17 protein-coding genes are annotated in these 18,477 nt (G+C 69.4%); 8 read left to right on the forward strand and 9 right to left on the reverse strand.

Annotated elements, in window-relative coordinates:
* Positions 1 to 25: 25 nt before the first annotated feature.
* Both IEY81_RS06855 and IEY81_RS06860 read right to left on the reverse strand, forming a co-directional pair.
* The gene (locus tag IEY81_RS06855; protein WP_189117723.1) at positions 26 to 976 is read right to left on the reverse strand and encodes an adenylate/guanylate cyclase domain-containing protein; all 951 of its coding nucleotides are present in this window, start codon (positions 974 to 976) and stop codon (positions 26 to 28) included.
* Positions 977 to 1,013: 37 nt separating this feature from the next.
* Entirely contained in the window at positions 1,014 to 1,820 is an 807-nt protein-coding gene (locus IEY81_RS06860; protein ID WP_229787464.1) for a biotin--[acetyl-CoA-carboxylase] ligase, read from the reverse strand.
* Between the two features lie 46 nt (positions 1,821 to 1,866).
* Between IEY81_RS06860 and IEY81_RS06865 the strand changes: the two genes are divergently transcribed.
* The 3 genes from IEY81_RS06865 to IEY81_RS06875 all read left to right on the forward strand — a co-directional run bounded on the left by IEY81_RS06865 (position 1,867) and on the right by IEY81_RS06875 (position 5,181).
* Positions 1,867 to 3,474 (forward strand): acyl-CoA carboxylase subunit beta, encoded by a 1,608-nt coding sequence (locus IEY81_RS06865; RefSeq protein WP_189117724.1) that lies wholly within the window; start codon positions 1,867 to 1,869, stop codon positions 3,472 to 3,474.
* Positions 3,475 to 3,504: 30 nt separating this feature from the next.
* On the forward strand, positions 3,505 to 3,717 hold the full coding sequence (locus IEY81_RS06870) for an acyl-CoA carboxylase subunit epsilon (protein ID WP_189117725.1): 213 nt from the start codon (positions 3,505 to 3,507) through the stop codon (positions 3,715 to 3,717).
* Between the two features lie 117 nt (positions 3,718 to 3,834).
* Entirely contained in the window at positions 3,835 to 5,181 is a 1,347-nt protein-coding gene (locus IEY81_RS06875; protein WP_189117726.1) for a glycosyltransferase 87 family protein, read from the forward strand.
* On the opposite strand, the gene IEY81_RS06880 is transcribed toward IEY81_RS06875, so the two are convergent.
* Both IEY81_RS06880 and IEY81_RS06885 read right to left on the reverse strand, forming a co-directional pair.
* Complete coding sequence (locus IEY81_RS06880; protein WP_189117727.1) at positions 5,148 to 6,458, reverse strand: hypothetical protein; 1,311 nt, start codon at positions 6,456 to 6,458, stop codon at positions 5,148 to 5,150. The two genes, IEY81_RS06875 and IEY81_RS06880, sit on opposite strands and share 34 nt — an antisense overlap.
* Positions 6,451 to 6,990, reverse strand: coding sequence for a SigE family RNA polymerase sigma factor (locus IEY81_RS06885; protein ID WP_189117728.1), 540 nt, complete (start codon positions 6,988 to 6,990; stop codon positions 6,451 to 6,453). Before IEY81_RS06885 ends, IEY81_RS06880 begins: the two co-directional genes overlap by 8 nt.
* Before the next feature lie 110 nt (positions 6,991 to 7,100).
* On the opposite strand from IEY81_RS06885, the gene IEY81_RS06890 reads away from it, so the two are divergent.
* Positions 7,101 to 8,801, forward strand: a complete 1,701-nt coding sequence (locus IEY81_RS06890; protein ID WP_189117729.1) for a DUF885 domain-containing protein — start codon at positions 7,101 to 7,103, stop codon at positions 8,799 to 8,801.
* A 135-nt stretch (positions 8,802 to 8,936) separates the two neighbouring features.
* Here IEY81_RS06890 and yjfF read toward each other — a convergent pair whose 3' ends face one another.
* The 4 genes from yjfF to IEY81_RS06910 form a co-directional block, all read right to left on the reverse strand.
* Entirely contained in the window at positions 8,937 to 9,932 is a 996-nt protein-coding gene (gene yjfF / locus IEY81_RS06895; protein ID WP_189117730.1) for a galactofuranose ABC transporter, permease protein YjfF, read from the reverse strand.
* A complete protein-coding gene (locus tag IEY81_RS06900; RefSeq protein ID WP_229787466.1) occupies positions 9,929 to 11,020 on the reverse strand; it encodes an ABC transporter permease in 1,092 nt (363 codons plus the stop codon). The genes yjfF and IEY81_RS06900 overlap by 4 nt, the downstream gene beginning before the upstream one ends.
* On the reverse strand, positions 11,013 to 12,599 hold the full coding sequence (locus tag IEY81_RS06905; protein WP_189117731.1) for a sugar ABC transporter ATP-binding protein: 1,587 nt from the start codon (positions 12,597 to 12,599) through the stop codon (positions 11,013 to 11,015). The genes IEY81_RS06900 and IEY81_RS06905 overlap by 8 nt, the downstream gene beginning before the upstream one ends.
* Before the next feature lie 70 nt (positions 12,600 to 12,669).
* Positions 12,670 to 13,650: an ABC transporter substrate-binding protein gene (locus IEY81_RS06910; RefSeq protein ID WP_189117732.1), complete on the reverse strand. Its 981-nt coding sequence runs from the start codon at positions 13,648 to 13,650 to the stop codon at positions 12,670 to 12,672.
* Between the two features lie 152 nt (positions 13,651 to 13,802).
* On the opposite strand from IEY81_RS06910, the gene IEY81_RS06915 reads away from it, so the two are divergent.
* From IEY81_RS06915 to IEY81_RS06925, 3 genes are all read left to right on the forward strand, one after another.
* The gene (locus IEY81_RS06915) at positions 13,803 to 14,894 is read left to right on the forward strand and encodes a DNA glycosylase AlkZ-like family protein (protein WP_189117733.1); all 1,092 of its coding nucleotides are present in this window, start codon (positions 13,803 to 13,805) and stop codon (positions 14,892 to 14,894) included.
* A gap of 105 nt (positions 14,895 to 14,999) precedes the next feature.
* Positions 15,000 to 15,458, forward strand: coding sequence for a VOC family protein (locus tag IEY81_RS06920; protein ID WP_189117734.1), 459 nt, complete (start codon positions 15,000 to 15,002; stop codon positions 15,456 to 15,458).
* Positions 15,459 to 15,548: 90 nt separating this feature from the next.
* Complete coding sequence (locus IEY81_RS06925) at positions 15,549 to 16,211, forward strand: GOLPH3/VPS74 family protein (RefSeq protein ID WP_189117735.1); 663 nt, start codon at positions 15,549 to 15,551, stop codon at positions 16,209 to 16,211.
* 60 nt (positions 16,212 to 16,271) lie between these two features.
* Here the strand turns inward: IEY81_RS06925 and IEY81_RS06930 are convergent, their stop codons facing one another.
* Entirely contained in the window at positions 16,272 to 17,393 is a 1,122-nt protein-coding gene (locus IEY81_RS06930) for an epoxide hydrolase family protein (protein WP_189117736.1), read from the reverse strand.
* Positions 17,394 to 17,507: 114 nt separating this feature from the next.
* Here IEY81_RS06930 and IEY81_RS06935 point away from each other — a divergent pair, with 114 nt between their 5' ends.
* A complete protein-coding gene (locus tag IEY81_RS06935; RefSeq protein ID WP_189117737.1) occupies positions 17,508 to 18,461 on the forward strand; it encodes a helix-turn-helix transcriptional regulator in 954 nt (317 codons plus the stop codon).
* Positions 18,462 to 18,477 lie beyond the last annotated feature (16 nt).

An 18,477-nucleotide genomic window follows, 5' to 3' on the forward strand; every position in this document is an offset into this window, starting at 1 on the left:
TCAGAAGCGTACTGACGGTCACAGATCAGACGCGACGGACGGCGACGGGCTCAACGATCCCGAAGCCACGGACCGGCCGAGCGGCCAGCCGCCGGGTCTCGAACTCGTCCTCGGGCATCGACCCGGCGGTCGCCTCGTCGACGATGATCCGGTTGCGCCTGGCGACTGCGGTCAACCGTGCGGCCATGTTCACCGGCGGCCCGAAGACGTCGCCGAGACGCGAGACGACGTTGCCGGAGGCGAGGCCGACGCGTACGTCCGGCATCCGCGGATCGCGGCCGATCACGTTGATGATCCCCTCGGCGGTGCCGTAGGCCTGCAGAGGGTCGTCATTGACGAAGAGCACCGAGTCTCCCAGCGACTTGATGATCCGGCCGCCCCAGGTCGCCACCACGTCGGCGCAGCGTGACTCGAAGAGCTCGACGAGGTCGCCGATCTTCTCCTCGGTCAGTGTGTTCGACAGCGCCGTGAACGAGACGATGTCGGCGAAGCCGACCGTCTGCCAGACCGTGCCGAGCTGCTCCTCGGGCCCCGCGACCGACGCCTCGGCCCGCGCCAGTGCCGCACGCATGTGACGGCGCCAGGCGAAGATCATCATCTCCTCGAAGGCGCTCTCGAACTGCTCCGAGACCGCGACCGTCGCCTTGAGCAGCTCGGAGGGCGCCCGGTCGTCCTCGTTCTGGGTCTCGACGTGGTGCAGCAGCGCGGAGACCTCGTAGTCGGAGAGCCGCGCCATCGACTGCCCGATGCCGCGGGTCAGGTTGACGACCAGGTCGAAGCTGACCAGTCCGTTGCCTGCGATCTCGTTGGCCTTGGCCAGGGCGTGCACGTCCGCCTCGTCGAAGAACGCCTCGTCGTCGCCGATCTCCGGGAAGCCGAGAGCGCGCCACAGACGTTTCGCCTGGTCCGAGCTCACACCGGCCTTCTCGGCGACCTCGGCCGAGGTTAGGTTGACGGGCTGCTTCGATTTGGCCACGAACAGATCATGCCATCCGGCCCGTCGGCGGCGCCGGTCACTGCCGAGGACGGAGTCGGGCATGGATCACATCCCCGGCACCGACCACCCGTGGCCCCTCGTCGGTGGCGATGACCAGACGGCCGAAGTCGTCGATCTCGGTCGCCACGCCCTCCCAGACGTCCCCGCCCGGCAGCTCGGCGCGTACCTGCTCACCGACCGTCACCGACAGCTCCCGGTAGCGCCGGGCGAGCGCGGCGGGGTCCGACTCCCAGATCTCGTACGCAGCCGAGAGCTCCGCCAGCACCGCGATCAGCATCGCGGTGCGATCCACGGGTGCACCACTCTCCAGCTCCAGCGAGGTCGCGGTCTCGATCGGCAGCTCCTCGCGGGTGAGCGAGGTGTTGATGCCGAACCCGACCACGGCTGCGGGGCTCGCCCCCGCCGTCTCGATCCGCTCGATCAGGATCCCGCACACCTTGCGCCCCTCGATGAGCACGTCGTTGGGCCACTTCAGCCCCGCCGCGTACCCCTCCTTCCGCAGCGCGGTCGCCACCGCGACCCCGGTCATCAGCGGCAGCCACGGCCAGCGCTCGACCGGGACGGATGGTGCAGGCCGCAGCAGCGCAGAGACGGTCAGCGCGGAGCGTGCCGGGGTGGTCCAGCCTCGGTCCAGACGTCCACGGCCGGCGGTCTGGTGCTCGGTGGTGATCACCAGTCCCGGCGCCTCCCCCGAGCGGGCCCGCTCGGCCAGCACGGCGTTGGTCGAGGGCGTCTCGTCGAGGATCTCGACCCGCCATCCACCCGGTAGCGCAGAAAGTCGGGCGTGGTCAAGTGACGGGCGTCGCATCGCAGAAGGTGTCACGGGCATTAGATTGGCCCCCGCACCACACGAAGTCCAAAGGAGCACCGTGAGCGCCGAGCCCAACACCGAGCCCGAGATCGACCTGCACACAACCGCCGGCAAGCTGGCCGAGCTGGACCGTCGTCTCGACGAGGCAGTCCACGCCGGTTCCGCCAAGGCCGTGGAGAAGCAGCACGCCAAGGGGCGGCAGACCGCCCGCGAGCGCATCGACATGCTGCTCGACGAGGGGTCCTTCCAGGAGGTCGACGAGCTGGCCCGCCACCGCTCCACCGCGTTCGGGCTGGAGAAGAACCGTCCCTTCGGTGACGGCGTGGTGACCGGCTACGGCACCATCGACGGCCGCCAGGTCTGTGTCTTCTCCCAGGACTTCACCGTCTTCGGCGGCTCGCTGGGCGAGGTCTACGGCGAGAAGATCACGAAGATCATGGACCTCGCGATCAAGACGGGCTCCCCGCTGATCGGCATCAACGAGGGCGCCGGCGCGCGCATCCAGGAGGGCGTCGTCTCCCTGGGCCTCTACGGCGAGATCTTCAAGCGCAACGTCCACGCCAGCGGCGTGATCCCGCAGATCAGCCTGATCATGGGCAACTGCGCCGGCGGCCACGTCTACAGCCCGGCCGTCACGGACTTCACGATCATGGTCGACAAGACCTCCGGCATGTTCATCACCGGCCCCGACGTCATCAAGACCGTCACCGGCGAGGACATCACCATGGAGGAGCTCGGCGGCGCGCTCGCCCACAACTCCAAGTCGGGTGTGGCCCACTACATGGGTTCCGACGAGGAGGACGCGATCGAGTACGTCAAGGCGCTCCTCTCCTACCTCCCCTCCAACAACATGGAGGAGCCCCCGGCCTACGAGGAGGTCGCGGACCTGGAGATCACCGACCTCGACCGCGAGCTCGACACCTTCATCCCCGACGGCGGCAACCAGCCCTACGACATGCACGAGGTCATCTCGCACGTCGTGGACGACGAGGAGTTCCTCGAGGTCCAGCCGCTGTGGGCGCCCAACATCATCACCGGTTACGCACGCATCGAGGGCCGCCCGGTCGGCATCGTCGCCAACCAGCCGATGCAGTTCGCCGGCTGCCTCGACATCGACGCCTCCGAGAAGGCCGCCCGCTTCGTACGCACCTGCGACGCCTTCAACGTCCCGGTCATCACCTTCGTCGACGTACCCGGCTTCCTGCCCGGCACCGACCAGGAGCACAACGGCATCATCCGCCGCGGCGCGAAGCTGATCTACGCCTACGCCGAGGCGACCGTCCCGCTCGTCACGATCATCACCCGCAAGGCCTACGGCGGCGCCTACGACGTCATGGGCTCCAAGCACCTCGGCGCCGACATCAACCTCGCGTGGCCGACCGCCCAGATCGCGGTCATGGGTGCTCAGGGCGCGGCCAACATCGTCCACCGCCGCACCCTGGCCGAGGTCGAGGCCGCCGGCGGCGACGTCGAGGCCAAGCGCGCCGAGCTCATCGACGAGTACGAGACCACCCTCGCCAACCCCTACATCGCCGCCGAGCGTGGCTACGTCGACGCGGTCATCCCGCCGCACGAGACCCGCGCCGAGGTCACCCGCGCGCTCCGTCTCCTGCGCACCAAGCGCGAGACGCTGCCCGCGAAGAAGCACGGGAACATCCCGCTCTGACCTGATCTCGAGACGAAAGGTGGTCACGGAATGACCGAGAACGAAGAGCAGAAGCCCCTGCTCAAGGTCATCGACCAGCACGCCACCCCCGAAGACGTCGCCGCCATCGTCGCCGTCTTCTCCGCGATGGGCTCTGCCGAGCCGCCCAAGAAGAAGCCCCGCTCCCTCTGGGCCACTCCCCAGCTCCGCACCCCGCTCCACCCCGGCCCCGGCGCCTGGCGCGCCAGCGGCCTGCCCCACTGACGGGGCACTTCAGTAGCCGATGACACCTCGTGAAGCGATTCACGAGGTGTCATCGGCTGTTAAAAGCACGCGTGGTGGCCTTCGCTCGCGATCCTCGTCCAATGACATGATCGTGGCGTGATCACCTTCTCTCGGCGATATCTCCTGGTCACCCTGCTCTGGCTGGTGACGCGGGGATGGGTGGTGGTCCTCTACGGCTTCCCGGCCGCGGCAGCGGACACGTTCTCCTGGTGGGGTGCGGAGTGGGGCGTGGTGGGCGACGTGAACTACTACCGCGACAGCCTCGAGGTGCTGGCTCGGGACGGGACTGGCAGCACGCTGGTCGAGTACCCGGTGCCGGCGCTGCTGCTGCTCTGGGTGCCGTACGCGGCGATCGGGATGCTCGATCTGGGCGGCGAGGCCTACATCGTCGCGGTGCTGGCGATGGCGGCGTTGACCGATCTGCTCTTCATGCTGCTGATCGTCGCCAACCGCCGCAGCTCACATCCGCGGCTCGGGGTCTCCGCAGCCGAGTTCGTGTGGCTCGCAGGGGTGCCGGCGCTGGGGGCGACGGCGTACGCGCGGTTCGACCTCTTCCCCGGGATCATGGTGGGCCTGGCGGTGCTCTACGCGGTGAGACGACCGGCGGTGGCCGCGGCGTTCGCGGCGTTCGCGACGGGCGCGAAGTACTGGCCGATCCTGGTCATCCCGGCGCTCGCGGCCAGACGCGCCTCCCGCGTACGCGTCCTGGTCACCGTCGCCGTCACCGGCGTCGCTCTGGCAGGGCTGAGCCTGGTCCTCGGCGGGTGGGACCGGCTCTGGACGCCGCTGAACTACCAGGGCGAGCGGGGTCTGCAGATCGAGTCGGTCTTCGCGACACCGGCGATGTACGAGTGGGGTCACCGCGGCCCGGCGAGCGGCTATGTCATCGACTACACGGAGTGGAAGGCGTACGACATCAGCGGCCCGATCGTCGAGGCCATGCTCCTCGCGGCGACGGTCGCCTCGGTGGTCGCCGGAGCGCTGGTCATCGTCTGGTGGGTGCTCGCCTGGCTGCGTCTACCCGGCGGTGAGCGGACCGAGGAGACGATCGTGTGGCTGGTGCTCGCGACCGTCACCGCATTCATGGTCACCAACAAGGTGCTCAGCCCGCAGTACATGCTCTGGCTGCTCCCCGCCGCCTCCGCGGGCCTCGTCCTGCTCCACGGCCGGGCCCGCAGACAGCTCGGGATCTGGTCGGTCGTGCTGCTCGTGGCGACGTTGATGACCCACGAGATCTTCCCGCGGATGTACGGCTACATGCTCACCTTCGACGACATCGGCTCACCGTGGATCACCGAGGTGCTCGTCTGGCGCAACGGCCTGCTGGTGCTGCTCTTCCTCTACGCCGCGTGGCGCACTACTCGGCTGCTGGCCGCCCTCCCCGAGCGGGGGCGGCCAGCAACCGAGGGTCAGGAGAGGCAGACCTTGGCGACGTCGCCCTGAACCGAGTAGATCGTGATCGGCTCCTCGGCGAACACCGGGCGGCAGGCCTGCGCGGTGAGCTCGTGCACGGTGATGCCGTCGTAGAACCCGTGCTCTTCGCAGTTCTCGTAGTTCACGTAGACGTCGCCGGGGGCAGCGCCCTCGCGGAAGATCCGCAGGATGACGTACGCCGTGATCGGCTGCCCGGCCGCGCAGTTCTGCGGCGTGTTGGGGCCCGAGCGGCTCGGCGCGCTGCGGATCGCCTCGACCAGGCTGCCCGCCGGCTCGCCGGTGAGCTCGCGCGACCCGGTCAGCGAAGCCGAGGACGGCTCGTACTCGCAGATCGCGATCGACTCCGGCGCCTCGCCTTCCAGCGGTGAGGTCGAAGGCTTCGCCTTCGGCCGAACCGGGTCACCCTCGGCCAGCGGCGACTCGGTCGTGCAGCCGTAGGGGTCCTTCGGCGTCGTGCGCAGCGAGCCCTTGATCTCGGCGTTGATCCGGTCGTCGCCGGGGCCGGTGAGGATGGTGGCGTACGCATCCTCGACCTCGACCCGGGTCAGCTGCCAGCCCTCGTGCTCCCAGGAGCCGGTCTCGAAGGTGGAGTCCTTGCGGGGCTTCTCGATCTCGACGTAGGGCTGCCAGAGCGCGAACGGCACCTTGCCGAACTCGGCTGGGAAGTCACGGTCCTCGGTGTTGTCGCAGGAGATCGCGGGCACCGGTCGGTGGCTGACGTTGGCGACGTAGGGGGTGCGCGGCACCGTGTCCCACTTGTCGCCGGGCTCGGCGATGCACTCCGGGAGCGGTGCGGCCGTGGCGTCGGCCCACTCCTTCGGCACCTGGAAGGCGATGTCGTAGCGGACCGCCCAGCGCTTGCCCTCCGCGGGCGCGGGCAGGTCGGTGCGGCCACGGTCGGCGTAGGTGCCGTCCGGCGGGGCCTGCTTCTCGGAGAACATCTGCGGCCCGTCGCCGGAGCCACCCTTCTCGGCGGACGAGTCGCTCGCGGCCGTGGTGTCACCTCCGCCGCTGGGCTGCAGGTTGGCGATCACGCCACCCAGGCCGACGACGGCCACCACTGCGGCGGCCGCGGCCAGGATCCAGGTCGCCCGGCGTCGTGCCGGCACCTTCTCCCCCGGCAGCTCCTGCCCAGCCTGCTCGGTCCGCCCAGCCTCGTCCGACCCGTTGGCCGGTCCGGACACTTCAGAGGCTTCGGGGATCGCGAGCTCCCGCGGCTCGAAGCCGTCGGCTGCACGGGCCAGCGCGGCCCGGAAGGCCCGCTCCTCGCGCTCGAAGTCACTCATTGTCAACCCCCTTGTTCCCTCTCTGATCCATAGAGCCTTGTTCGTCGAGTCGCTGCCTCAGCTTCGCCAGCGCCCGGTGTACGTGTGAGCGGGCGGTCGCCTCCGCGCAGTCGAGCACCGTCGCGATCTGCGCGAACGACAGGTCCTCGTAGAACCGCAGCACCACCGCCGCCCGCTGGTTGGACGGCAACGTCTGCACCAGCGCCCACGCCTCGTCCGCGTCGTGCTCCTCGGGGCCGGGCGCGTGGCTGGTCGCCATCGGCTCGACATCCTCGACCAGCACCAGCCGGCGCCGCTTGCGCCACCCGCTGATCGACCCGTTGACGATGCTCCTCTTCACGTACGCCTCCGCAGTCCCGGACGCCGCCAGCGACTCCCACCGCGGCAATGCACGGGTGAGAGCGTCCTGCACCAGGTCCGGAGCGTCGGAGCTGTTGCCGGTCACCAGGTAGGCGAACCGCTGCAGCGCGGGGCCTCTCGAGGCAACCCAGGCCCCGAAGTCTGGCTCCCTCTCCTCCTCGTAGGCATCCACGGACACCTCCTCTGGCACGTTCACACACCTCCTACGCGAAGTCTGCCGGGTTCGTTGCGTCTGAGCGCGAATTGAATTGCCCCACCCCGTACCGGACCTATGGTGGGCCGATGACGACTTCGCCAGACTCAGGACCCAGCCGGGAGGTCGACGCCCGCACCGACCGCTACGTCGAGGAGCTGTGCGCTCTCGACCCGCTGATCGCGACGTACGTCGGGGTCAGCGGTCACGACGCCGAGCTCCCCGACCTCTCCCCCGACGGGATGCAGGCGGTCGAGGACCTGAACCGGGAGGCGTACGCCGACGTCGCCGCGATCACCCCGGTCGACGAGCGGGAGCAGGTGGCCAAGGACGCGTTCCTGGAGCGGATCGGGCTCGACATCGAGTTCGCCGACGCGCGGCTGGACCGGAAGCTCGTCTCGGTCATCGCCAGCGGCGTCCACGGCCTGCGCGAGGCGTTCGACCTGATGCCGACCGGCACCGAGGAGGACTGGGAGGCCATCGGGTCCCGGCTCTCCGGCCTGCCCGACGCCGTCGCCGGTTATACCGCCACCCTGCGCGAGGAGGCGGCGGCCGGGCGGGTCTCGGCGGCGGCACAGTACGCCCAGGTCGTCGAGCAGATCCGGGGCTGGACCGGACAGAAGGGCTCCGGCGACTTCTTCACCGGCCTGGTCGCGCAGGCCGAGGCCGCTCCCGCCTCCCTCCGCACCGCGCTCGAAGCCTCCGCCGCGAAGGCGAGCGAGGCGTTCGCGTCCTTCGGTCACTTCAAGGCCGAGGAGCTGGTCCCCGTCGGGCTGCCGAAGGAGGCAGTCGGGCGCGACCACTACCGGCTCGCCTCCCGCCGCTATCTGGGTGCCGAGATCGACCTCGAGGAGACGTACGCCTGGGGGTGGGAGGAGCTCGAGCGACTCTCCGACGACATGAAGGCCACCGCCGAGCGGATCCTGCCGGGGTCGAGCGTCACCGAGGCGGCGCGGCACCTCGACCAGGACCCCGCACGCCAGCTGACCTCGACCGATGCGCTCGTGGAGTGGATGCAGACCACCGCAAACCGGGCCGTCGCCGAGCTCGGCGACGTGCACTTCGACATCCCCGAGCCGGTCCGACGGATCGAGTGCATGATCGCGCCCACCACCGACGGCGGGATCTACTACACCGGGCCGTCGGAGGACTTCACCCGCCCAGGCCGGATGTGGTGGTCGGTGCCGGAGTCGGTCACCTCGTTCAGCACCTGGCGCGAGCTGACCACGGTCTACCACGAGGGTGTACCGGGCCATCACCTCCAGGTCGCCCAGACCGCCGACCGCTCCGAGCTGCTCAACCGCTGGCAGCGGCTGATGTGCTGGGTGTCCGGTCACGGCGAGGGCTGGGCGCTCTACGCCGAGCGGCTGATGGACGACCTCGGCTACCTCGACGACCCCGGCGACCGCCTCGGCATGCTCGACGGCCAGTCCTTCCGCGCCGCGCGGGTCATCATCGACATCGGCATGCACCTCGAGCTGACCATCCCCGAGGACAACCCGTTCGGCTTCCACCCGGGTGAGGTCTGGACGCCCGCGCTCGGCCGCGAGTTCATCGGCCAGCACTGCCTGATGGAGGACGCCTTCCTCGACTTCGAGGTCGCCCGCTACCTCGGCTGGCCGGGCCAGGCCCCGTCCTACAAGGTCGGCGAGCGGATCTGGCTCCAGGCGCGCGAGGATGCGCGGGCGCGGGCTGGTGATGCGTTCGACCTCAAGGCTTTCCACCGGGCTGCGCTCGACCTCGGGTCGCTCGGGCTCGATCCGCTTCGGGATGCGCTTGGACGGCTCTAGCCGGGTCCAGGGATACCCGGTCGACCGGGTATCCCTGGACATGACGGGCACTGAAACACCCCACAAGTCCACAAAGTGCCCGTCCAGCCCCCGCGAATGTCTCGCCATTCGGACACGTCTCCAGCGGCATCCGGGCTACGACCGCCGAGTCAACACCCTCTGCAGCACGACGAACACGAGCACCAGCACCCCGATAGTGATCCGCGTCCACCACGAAGACAGAGTCCCGTCGAACGAGATGAAGGTCTGGATCGTGCCGAGCACGAGCACCCCGAGCAGCGAGCCGACGACGAAGCCGCGCCCGCCGGTGAGCAGCGTGCCGCCGATGACGACGGCAGCGATCGCGTCCAGCTCCATCCCGACCGCGTGCAGCGAGTAGCCCGAGAGGGTGTAGAGCGCGAAGAGCAGTCCGCCGAGGGCGGCGCAGAAGCCGCTGATCGCGTAGACCCCGACCTTGGTCACCGCCACGGGCAGCCCCATCAGCAGCGCCGACGGCTCGCTGCCGCCGAGCGCGTAGACGGTGCGGCCGAAGCGCGTCGAGGCCAGGACGTACGCAGCGATCCCGACGATCACGAGCGCGAAGACAGCCGTCCAGCCGAGGTAGTAGCCGCCTGGCAGCGTGATCGATCCGAACGCGATCGCGGAGAAGGTCTCGTTCTTGATCGGGATCGAGTCGACGCTGATCAGGTAGCACAGCCCGCGGGCGAGGAACATGCCTGCCAGGGTCGCGATGAACGGTTGAATGTCGAAGTAGTGGATCAACAGGCCCATCGCCGTCCCGAGCAGCGTCCCGGCCAAGAGCACGACGCCGATCACCGTCACCACCGGCCAGCCGAGCTCGAGCGTCCGGGCCGCGATCAGCGTGGACAGGGCGACGTTTGAGCCGACCGAGAGGTCGATCCCGCCGGTGAGGATCACGAACGTCATCCCCACCGCGAGCACGATCAGGAACGCGTTGTCGAGCAGCAGCGTCAAGAAGACCTGCGGGTCGGCGAACCCCTCGTAGCGGATGCCGCCGACGCCGAACATGCCGATGAACAGGGCGAACGTGCCGAGCACAGGCAGATAGCGCCGTGGCGGGGTGAACCGTCCGACGCCGGCGAGTACGCCTGTTGGGGCGGTGATGCTCATGCCACCGCCTCCTCGCGGCTCGAAGGGCTCGGCGGGCCGGCAGGCCGCTCACCACGCCGCTGCAGCACCGCCCGCGCCTTGGGCGACTGCAGCAGGCACACCATGACGACGACCAGCGCCTTGAACAGATAGTTGGCCTCGGCCGGGATGCCGATGTTGGGGATGGTCCGGGTGAGCGTGGCGATCAGCATCGCCCCGACCAGCGAGCCGGCCAGCGAGAAGCGGCCACCGGCCAGCGACGTACCTCCGATGACCACGGCCAGGATCGCGTCCAGCTCGATCCACAGCCCGAGGCTGTTGGCGTTCACCGAGTGGGTGTTGGCAGCGATGATCAGGCCGGCCGTCCCCGCGCAGAGCGCGGCGAAGACGTAGACGGTCCAGATGATCGTGCGCGACCGCACGCCTGCCAGCCGGCTCGCCTCGGGGTTGATCCCGACCGACTCGATGAGCATGCCGAGCGCGGTGCGGCGTACGACGACCTGCGTGGCCGCGAAGACGCCGAGCGCGATCAGGGCCGCGACCGGCAGCGTCAGCAGGTAGCCCGAGGCCAGGGCAGCGAAGGTGTCGTTGTTGACCGTGGTGATCTGGCCGCCGGTGACCAGCATCGCGATCCCGCGGCCGGCGACCATCAGCACCAGCGTGGCGATGATCGGCTGGATGCCGATCACCGAGACCAGGAAGCCGTTCCACAGCCCCAGCGCGACGCAGACCGCGAGCGCAGTCGTGATCGCCACGATCGCCGTGCCGGCAGCACCGGAAGCCGGGCTCTTGACGATGTAGACGCACGCGACCGCACCCGCGATCGCGGCCACCGCACCGACGGAGAGGTCGATCCCACGGGTCGCGATCACCAGTGTCATCCCGATCGCGACCAGCAGCACCGGCGCGCCGTTGCGGACGATGTCGACCAGGCTGCCGAAGAGGTGACCGTCCTGGATGCGTACGTTGAAGAACGTCGGCGTCGCGATCACGTTGACCACCAGCAGCGCACCGAGCGCGGCCAACGGCCAGAAGAGCCGGTGCGCGAACGCACGCCCCGCCAGCGCCCGACCGGTCCGGCCGGTCCCGCTGGTCCTCGGATCAGGCATCGACCCGCTCCTTCTCCGCCAGACCACCGGGCTCGCCGGTGATGATCTCGAGTACGTCGTTGACGCTGATGTCCACGTTGGGCCGCTCGGCGATCTTGCGCCGGTCCTTGAGCACCACGAGCCGATGACTGAGCCGCAGCACCTCCTCGAGCTCGGCGGAGATGAACACGACGCTCATCCCCTTCTCGGCGAGGTCGACGACGAGCTGCTGGATCTGGGTCTTGGCGCCGATGTCGATGCCCCGGGTGGGCTCGTCGAGGAGGAGCACGTCGGGCTCGGTGATCAGCCAGCGCGCCAGCAGCACCTTCTGCTGGTTGCCGCCGGACAGGCTTCGCATCGGCAGCGAGGGGTCGGCGGGACGGATGTCGAGCGCGGTCATGAACTCCGCGACCAGCGTCGCCCGGGTGGCCGGCGGGATCGGCCGCAGCCAGCCACGGCTGGCCTGCAGGCCGAGGAGCATGTTGTCGGCCACGGAGAGCTCTTCGAAGACCCCTTCGGCCTTGCGGTCCTCGCTGCAGAAGGCGAGGTTGCGGTCGATCGCGTGCCGCGGGCTGCGCAGCCGGCGCCGGCTCGACCCCTCGATCGACAGGTCGCCGGTGTCGGCGGCGTCGGCGCCGAAGAGGAGGCGGGCGAGCTCGGTACGTCCCGAGCCGAGCAGGCCGGCGATGCCGACGACCTCCCCGGCGTACAACGTCAGGTCGGTCGCCTCCAGGCTCCCCTTGCGCCCCAGGCCCACGGCGCTCAGCACCGGGAGCCGCTGCGCGGCAGCCTCCCCGGTCTCCTCCGCCTCGGCGACCTCCTGGGCAGCGTGGTCGATCCGCTCGAGCGCCTGCAGGTCACGGCCGATCATCAGCTGCACGAGCTCGAGCTGGGTCGTCTCCGCCACCATCCGCTCGCCCACCACGCGGCCGTTGCGCAGGATCGTCATCCGATCGGCGATCTCGAAGACCTGGTCGAGGAAGTGGGAGACGAAGACGATCGCGGTGTCCTCCTCGCGCAGCCGCCGCATCACCTCGAAGAGGCGCGCCACCTCGTCGGCGTCGAGGCTGGAGGTCGGCTCGTCGAGGATGAGCACGCGCGCGTCGGTGTCGACGGCCCGCGCGATCGCGACGAGCTGCTGGACCGCGATCGGGTGGCTGCCGAGCTCCGAGGTGGGGTCTACGTCGATGCCGAGCGCCTGCAGCGAGTCGGCCGCGCGCCGGTTCATCTCCCGCCGCAGGATCCGGCCGAGACGCCGCGGCTCGCGGCCGAGCAGCATGTTCTCGGCCACGGTGAGGTTCGGCACCAGGTTGACCTCCTGGTAGACCGTGCTGATCCCGGCGTGCTGGGCGGCGGCCGGGGTGGCGAACTGCGTCTCGACCCCGTCGACATCCACCTGCCCGGAGTCGATCGTGTAGACCCCGGTCAGAGCCTTGATCAGCGTCGACTTCCCTGCCCCGTTCTCGCCCATGAGGGCGTGCACCTCACCCGGCAGGAGCCGCAGCGAGACCTGGTCGAGCGCCCGCACCGTCCCGAACGTGATGGAGACGTCGCGCATCTCCACCACCGGCCGGGGCGGCGTCACTTCTGCCTGACTCATCTCGTGCTGGCTCCTGGCGGGTCGAGGACGACGGGGATGCTCACCGAGGTGACTCGGTGAGCAGTGCGGCTCAGTACTTCCGGTCGGGCAGGGCCTCCTTGGCCTGCTCGGGCGTGAAGGTGGTCTCCTCGGTGACGATGCGCTCGGGCACCTCCTCGCCGGCGACGACCTTCTCCGCGACGTCCATCAGCTGCGGTCCGAGCAGCGGGCTGCACTCGACGATGAAGTTGATCTCGCCCGCGGCCAGCGCGGTCATGCCGTCCTTGACCGCGTCGACGGTGATGATCTTGATGTCGGTGCCGGGCTTCTTCCCGGCCGCCTTGATCGCCTCGAGCGCACCCAGACCCATGTCGTCGTTGTGGGCGTAGACGACGTCGATCTTCGGGTTGGACTGCAGGAACGCCTCCATCACCTGCTTGCCACCGTCACGGGTGAAGTCGCCGGTCTGAGAGGCGGTGATCTTGATGTTGGACTCCGAGGAGATGACGTTCTCGAAGCCCTTCTTGCGGTCGATCGCGGGCGCGGAGCCGGTGGTGCCCTGCAGCTCGACGACGTTGATCGCACCGTCCTTGTCGACGTCGGAGGTGTCGGCGTTGTCGACGAGCCACTGGCCGGCCTTCTCGCCCTCCTCGACGAAGTCGGAGCCGATGAACGTGACGTAGAGCGAGGTGTCCTCGGTGTCCACGGCGCGGTCGGTCAGCACGACCGGGATCTTGGCCCGCTTGGCCTCCTGAAGCACGGCGTCCCAGCCGGTCTCGACGACCGGGCTGAACGCGATCACATCGACCTTCTGCTGGATGTAGGACCGGATCGACTTGATCTGGTTCTCCTGCTTCTGCTGCGCGTCAGAGAACTTCAGATCGATGCCGGCCTCCTTCGCCGACTCCTGGATCGAGGTCGTGTTGGCCGTACGCCAGCCGCTCTCGGCCCCGACCTGGGCGAAGCCCATCGTGATCGAGCCGTCCTCGGCGCTGTCGCGTTCGCTGCCGCACGCGCTCAGCGACATCCCGCCCAGGGCGAGCGCGCACACGGCGATGAGGGTCTTCTTCACTGTCGTCCTCCAGTGGTCCACTGCGGCGGCCCAGTGTGACCGTCGTCACGATGCGATCAGTGTGAGCGCTAACATGGGCCCGGTCAAGCAGAATCGGAAGATCGGTATGAAACGGCAGCAGGTCGTCCGGAACAGCGCCTAGCGTGGCGACCATGACGCTCAACCTGACCCAGGAGCAGGCCCGCCGGATCGCGGTACGCGCGCAGCTCCTCGACGCGCGCCGGCCGGTGTCGCTGGTGGAGACCGTCGACCAGCTGACGCTGCTGCAGATCGACCCCACCAAGGCGATCGCGCCGAGCGCCGATCTGGTCGCGTGGTCGCGGTTGGGCGATGCGTACGACCACTCGGATCTCACCTTCGCGCTCGAGCAGGAGCGCTCACTGGTGGAGTTCTCCAGCTTCATCGTGCCGATGGACGAGATCGAGACGGTCCTCGCGCTCGCGCCCGGCCGCATCCACCCCTCTGCCGTCGAGTGGGTGGAGGCCAACGAGAAGTTCCGTACGCAGGTGCTCGACCGTCTCCGAGCCGACGGCCCGCTCGTTGCCGGCGAGATCGAGGACACCTCCGAGGTGCCGTGGGCGTCGAGCGGCTGGACAAACGACAAGAACGTGCTGCGGATGATCGAGCTGCTCAACCGGATGGGCCAGGTCGCGGTCGCAGGCCGGCGCGGCAAGCTCCGCACCTGGGACCTCGCCGAGCGCGTCTACCCCGCCGACCTGCAGCTCCCCTCGGCGGAGGAGGCGCTGCGGGTCGAGACCGTGCGCCGGCTGGCCTCGCTGGGGATCGCCCGGCCCGGTCAGAAGGAGACCTCCGGCGGTGAGATGCAGGGCGGTGGTGACGCCGGGGTGCCGTGCACGGTGTCCGGCACCGACGGCGTCTGGCGGGTCGACCCCGAGGCACTGGCTGCTGTCGAGGACGGCTTCGCGCCGCGTACCGCCCTGCTCTCCCCCTTCGACCGCCTCGTCTACGACCGCGACCGGGCGCTGGAGCTGTTCGGCTTCGAATACGTGCTGGAGATGTACAAGCCGGCCGCCAAGCGCCGCTGGGGCTACTTCGCCCTGCCGATCCTGCACGGCGAGCGGCTGGTCGGGAAGCTCGACGTCAAGGTCGACCACAAGAAGGGCGTGTTGAACGTCTTCGCCGTCCACGAGGACTTCGGCTGGACCGCCGAGATCGGCGACGCGGTCGAGGCGGAGGTCGAGGCGCTGGCCGGGTGGCTGGGCGTCGAGATCGTCCATCCGTGACGGCCCGAGAATCAGGGCGAGCCGCGAAAGAGGCTTCATCACGTCGCGCGTCGTGCTTAGTGTGTGAGCGGAGGGGTCGGAAATCGATCGAAGGAGACGATCCGCATGGCAACGCTCAACCCCTACATCGGCTTCAGGACCGAGGCCGCCGAGGCGCTCGAGTTCTACCGGTCCGTCCTCGGCGGCACCGTCGAGACGATGACGTTCGACTCGATGGGTGACGCGATGGGGCCGCTGGCGCCGGAGACGAAGAACCTGGTCATGCACGGCTCGCTCACCCTCGAGGACGGCCTCGTCCTGATGGCAGCCGACACGCCCCCGGGCATGGACTACGAGGCTCCGACCGCCGGTGTCACCGTCGCGATGACCAGCGCCGACCCGGGTGATCAGCCGCGCTTCGCCGACTACTTCGCCAAGCTCTCGGAGGGCGGCACCCCCGGCGTCCCCTTCGAGCAGGCTCCGTGGGGCGACTACTTCGGACAGTTCGTCGACAGGTTCGGCGTGAGCTGGATGTTCGACGTGGCGGGTCCGGAGGCCGGTGGCCCCGACTCCGCCGGCTCCTGACCTCCCCTCCGCCGGCCTAGACGAAGGTCCGACCAAAGTTGGTCCTTTCGTAGGAGGCATCTCTCAGGGCTCCCACGTAACGTCGGAGGCATGCTCATCGCCGAAGACCTGCTGCTGCTCGCGCTCGATGACGAGAGGGGCACGCTCGCCTCGTCCTGGGTCCAGCAGGCCCTGGGCGGGGCGATCCTGACCGAGCTCGCGATGACCGGCTCGGTCCAGGTGATACCGAAGTCGGGGCTCACTCCTGCCAAGGCCGCGGTCGTGCCGGGGCGCCGGCCCGACGACCAGGTGCTGGCCGCTGCGTACGACTCGCTGGCGGCCAAGCCCCTCGCCGCGAAGATTGCCGTGACCAACCTCGGCAAGGGGCTGCACGAGGCCCTCGCCGCCCGGCTGTGCGACCGCAACATCCTCAAGCGCCGCGACGAGAAGATCCTCGGGCTCTTCCCGCGCACCACCTGGCCGGCCGCCGACTCGACCCACGAGAACGCCGTACGCGGCCAGCTGGTCGACGTGCTCGTCCACGGCGCCACGCCCGACGAGCGCACCGGGCCGCTCATCGCGCTCCTCTCCTCGATCGACCTCGCCCACAAGGTGGTCGACACCCGCGCGGTCGGGGCCGGGACGGTCAAGAAGCGGGCCAAGCAGATCGCCCGTGGCGACTGGGCCGCCAAGGGCGTCAAGGATGCGATGGACGAGGTCCTGGCCGTGATGACCACGGTGATGGTCGCCACCACCGTCGCTGCGACCGGATGACCCCATGACGAGCCCGAGGGCCGCAGCCACCACGTGACTGCGACCCTCGGGCTCGACCGCTCAGGCGAAGAACGCCTTGAGGTCGGTCGCGATGTCGCCGGGTCGCTCCAGCGCAGCGAAGTGACCGCCCTCCGGGAACTCCGACCAGTGCTGGATGTTGGCGTTGTCACGCTCCGCCAGCGACCGGATGGTCTGGAAGTCGTCCTTGAAGACCGCGACCCCGATCCGCCCCTGGGAGACCTCCGGCTCGCGCTCGGCGTGGGCCTCCTCGTAGTGGTAGCGCGCGGCCGCGGCGTAGGAGTTGGTCAGCCAGTAGAAGGTCGCCTGCTCGATGACCTGCTCGGGCGTGACCAGCGAGGTGCCGTTGCCGAAGGACTCGAAGAGCTCGCTGTAGGCCAACGTCCCGACCGGTGAGTCCGCCAGCGCCGCGCCGATCGTCTGCGGCCGCGAGCCGTTCATGGCGTTGTAACCGCCGACCGACTGGAACCACTGCATGTGCTCCAGCGCGGCGTACTCCTTCGGCCCGAAGCCCTCGAACTCGCTCGGGTCGCCGGACGGGAACGAGAAGAGCTGCAGGACGTGAGCACCGAGGAAGCCCTCGGGGTTCAGCAGGGCCAGCTCGCGCCCGACCATCGCCCCGCCGTCGCTGCCGTGCACCCCGTAGGAGTCGTAGCCGAGCCGGCGCATGAGCACGTCGTACGCCTCGGCGACCCGCTTCATCGTCCAGCCGGTCTCGACGACCGGGGTGGAGAGGCCGAAGCCCGGCATCTCCGGGATGACCAGGTGGAACTCCTCGGTCAGGGAGTCGATCATCGGGAGGAACTCCAGGAACGAGCCCGGGTAGGTGTGGGCGAGCAGGAGCGCCTTGGCGTCCGGGTTCGCCGAGGGGACGTGCACGAAGTGGATGACCTGGCCGTCGATCTCGGTGAGGTGGTTCGGCACCGCGTTGATGCGCTCCTCGACCGCCCGCCAGTCGAAGCCCTTCCAGCGCTCGACCATGTCGGCGAGATAGGCCGTCGGGGTGCCGTAGTCCCACGAGTCGCCGGGCACGGCCTGGGCGAACCGGGTGCGGTCGAGACGGGCGCGGAGGTCGTCGAGATCGGCCTGCGGGAACTCGACGGTGACGGTGCTGATCTCGGTGTTGCCCTCGCCCTGAATCTCGGTGTTGACCTGCGTGTTCATGACTTCTCCTTGGTGGTTTCCGACCTTGTGGGACCCACGTTATGAAGGGTTCCGGCAAGCCAGGTTCCGCAATTTCAGTGGCCTCAGAATCTTTTTTGGCCCACGCTGAGTTCCGTGCTGGAAACCTCCGCGCGACTCCTGGCGCTCCTCGGCCTGCTGCCGTCCTCGGCGGGCTGGACCGGCACCGATCTCGCCACCAGGCTCGACGTCTCCGAGCGCACCGTGCGCAACGACATGACCAAGCTCCGCGACCTCGGCTACCCGGTCGAGTCCGTACGGGGTCCCGGCGGCCGCTACCGGCTCGGCGCCGGCGGCAACCTCCCGCCTCTGCTTCTCGACGACGAGGAGGCCGTCGCGGTGGCTGTGGGTCTTCGGGCCGCCACCGGCATCGCCGGCGTGGCCGAGACCAGCACCCGGGCGCTGGCCAAGCTCGACCAGGTGCTCCCCGACCACCTGCGCCGCAAGCTGGCTGCGGTGGTCGACGCGATGGAGGCCGGCCCGGTCAACACCGACAGCAACGTCCCCGACCCGGACGTCGACGCCGGCACCCTGCAGGCGCTGGCGACCGCGATCCGCGACGGCTCCGGCGTACGCGCCGACTACCGCGACGAGCCGATCGAGGTCGAGCCCTACCGGCTCGTCTCCTGGCAGCGCCGCTGGTATCTCGTCGCCCGCGATCCCCGGGCCGATGTCTGGCTGCCGCTCCGGGTCGACTGGCTGCGCCTCAAGGTCCCCGGCGGTCGCCCGTTCCGTCCCACCGACCCCGGCTTCGACCTGACCGAGTTCGTCGTCCGCGAGGTCGCCCGCACCGGCTGGGCCGTCCACGCCCGCCTGGTGATCGCCGCCTCCGCCGAGGAGGTCATCTCCCGGATCAACCCCGCCGTCGGCACGGTCGAGCCGATCGACCCGGACCGCAGCGTGCTCGTCACAGGTGGGGACAGCCTCGAGGTCGTGGCCGTCTGGATCGGCATGCTCGGCCTCGACTTCACCGTCGAGTCACCGCCTGAGCTCCGCGACCATCTCGAGGTTCTCGCGAAGCGCTACGCCGCCGCCGTCCGGTCGGACTGAGGCTGTCGTGCTGATC

It is taken from the genome of Nocardioides luteus, from assembly GCF_014648595.1.
GTDB lineage: Bacteria > Actinomycetota > Actinomycetes > Propionibacteriales > Nocardioidaceae > Nocardioides > Nocardioides luteus.

What these genes read in the sequence shown, in the direction of transcription:
- IEY81_RS06870 (WP_189117725.1), top strand. Translation starts at nt 3,505, where the DNA reads ATGACCGAGAACGAAGAGCAGAAGCCCCTGCTCAAGGTCATCGACCAG.
- IEY81_RS06880 (WP_189117727.1), bottom strand. Translation starts at nt 6,458, where the DNA reads ATGAGTGACTTCGAGCGCGAGGAGCGGGCCTTCCGGGCCGCGCTGGCC.
- IEY81_RS06890 (WP_189117729.1), top strand. Translation starts at nt 7,101, where the DNA reads ATGACGACTTCGCCAGACTCAGGACCCAGCCGGGAGGTCGACGCCCGC.
- yjfF (WP_189117730.1), bottom strand. Translation starts at nt 9,932, where the DNA reads ATGAGCATCACCGCCCCAACAGGCGTACTCGCCGGCGTCGGACGGTTC.
- IEY81_RS06900 (WP_229787466.1), bottom strand. Translation starts at nt 11,020, where the DNA reads ATGCCTGATCCGAGGACCAGCGGGACCGGCCGGACCGGTCGGGCGCTG.
- IEY81_RS06905 (WP_189117731.1), bottom strand. Translation starts at nt 12,599, where the DNA reads ATGAGTCAGGCAGAAGTGACGCCGCCCCGGCCGGTGGTGGAGATGCGC.
- IEY81_RS06915 (WP_189117733.1), top strand. Translation starts at nt 13,803, where the DNA reads ATGACGCTCAACCTGACCCAGGAGCAGGCCCGCCGGATCGCGGTACGC.
- IEY81_RS06920 (WP_189117734.1), top strand. Translation starts at nt 15,000, where the DNA reads ATGGCAACGCTCAACCCCTACATCGGCTTCAGGACCGAGGCCGCCGAG.
- IEY81_RS06925 (WP_189117735.1), top strand. Translation starts at nt 15,549, where the DNA reads ATGCTCATCGCCGAAGACCTGCTGCTGCTCGCGCTCGATGACGAGAGG.
- IEY81_RS06930 (WP_189117736.1), bottom strand. Translation starts at nt 17,393, where the DNA reads ATGAACACGCAGGTCAACACCGAGATTCAGGGCGAGGGCAACACCGAG.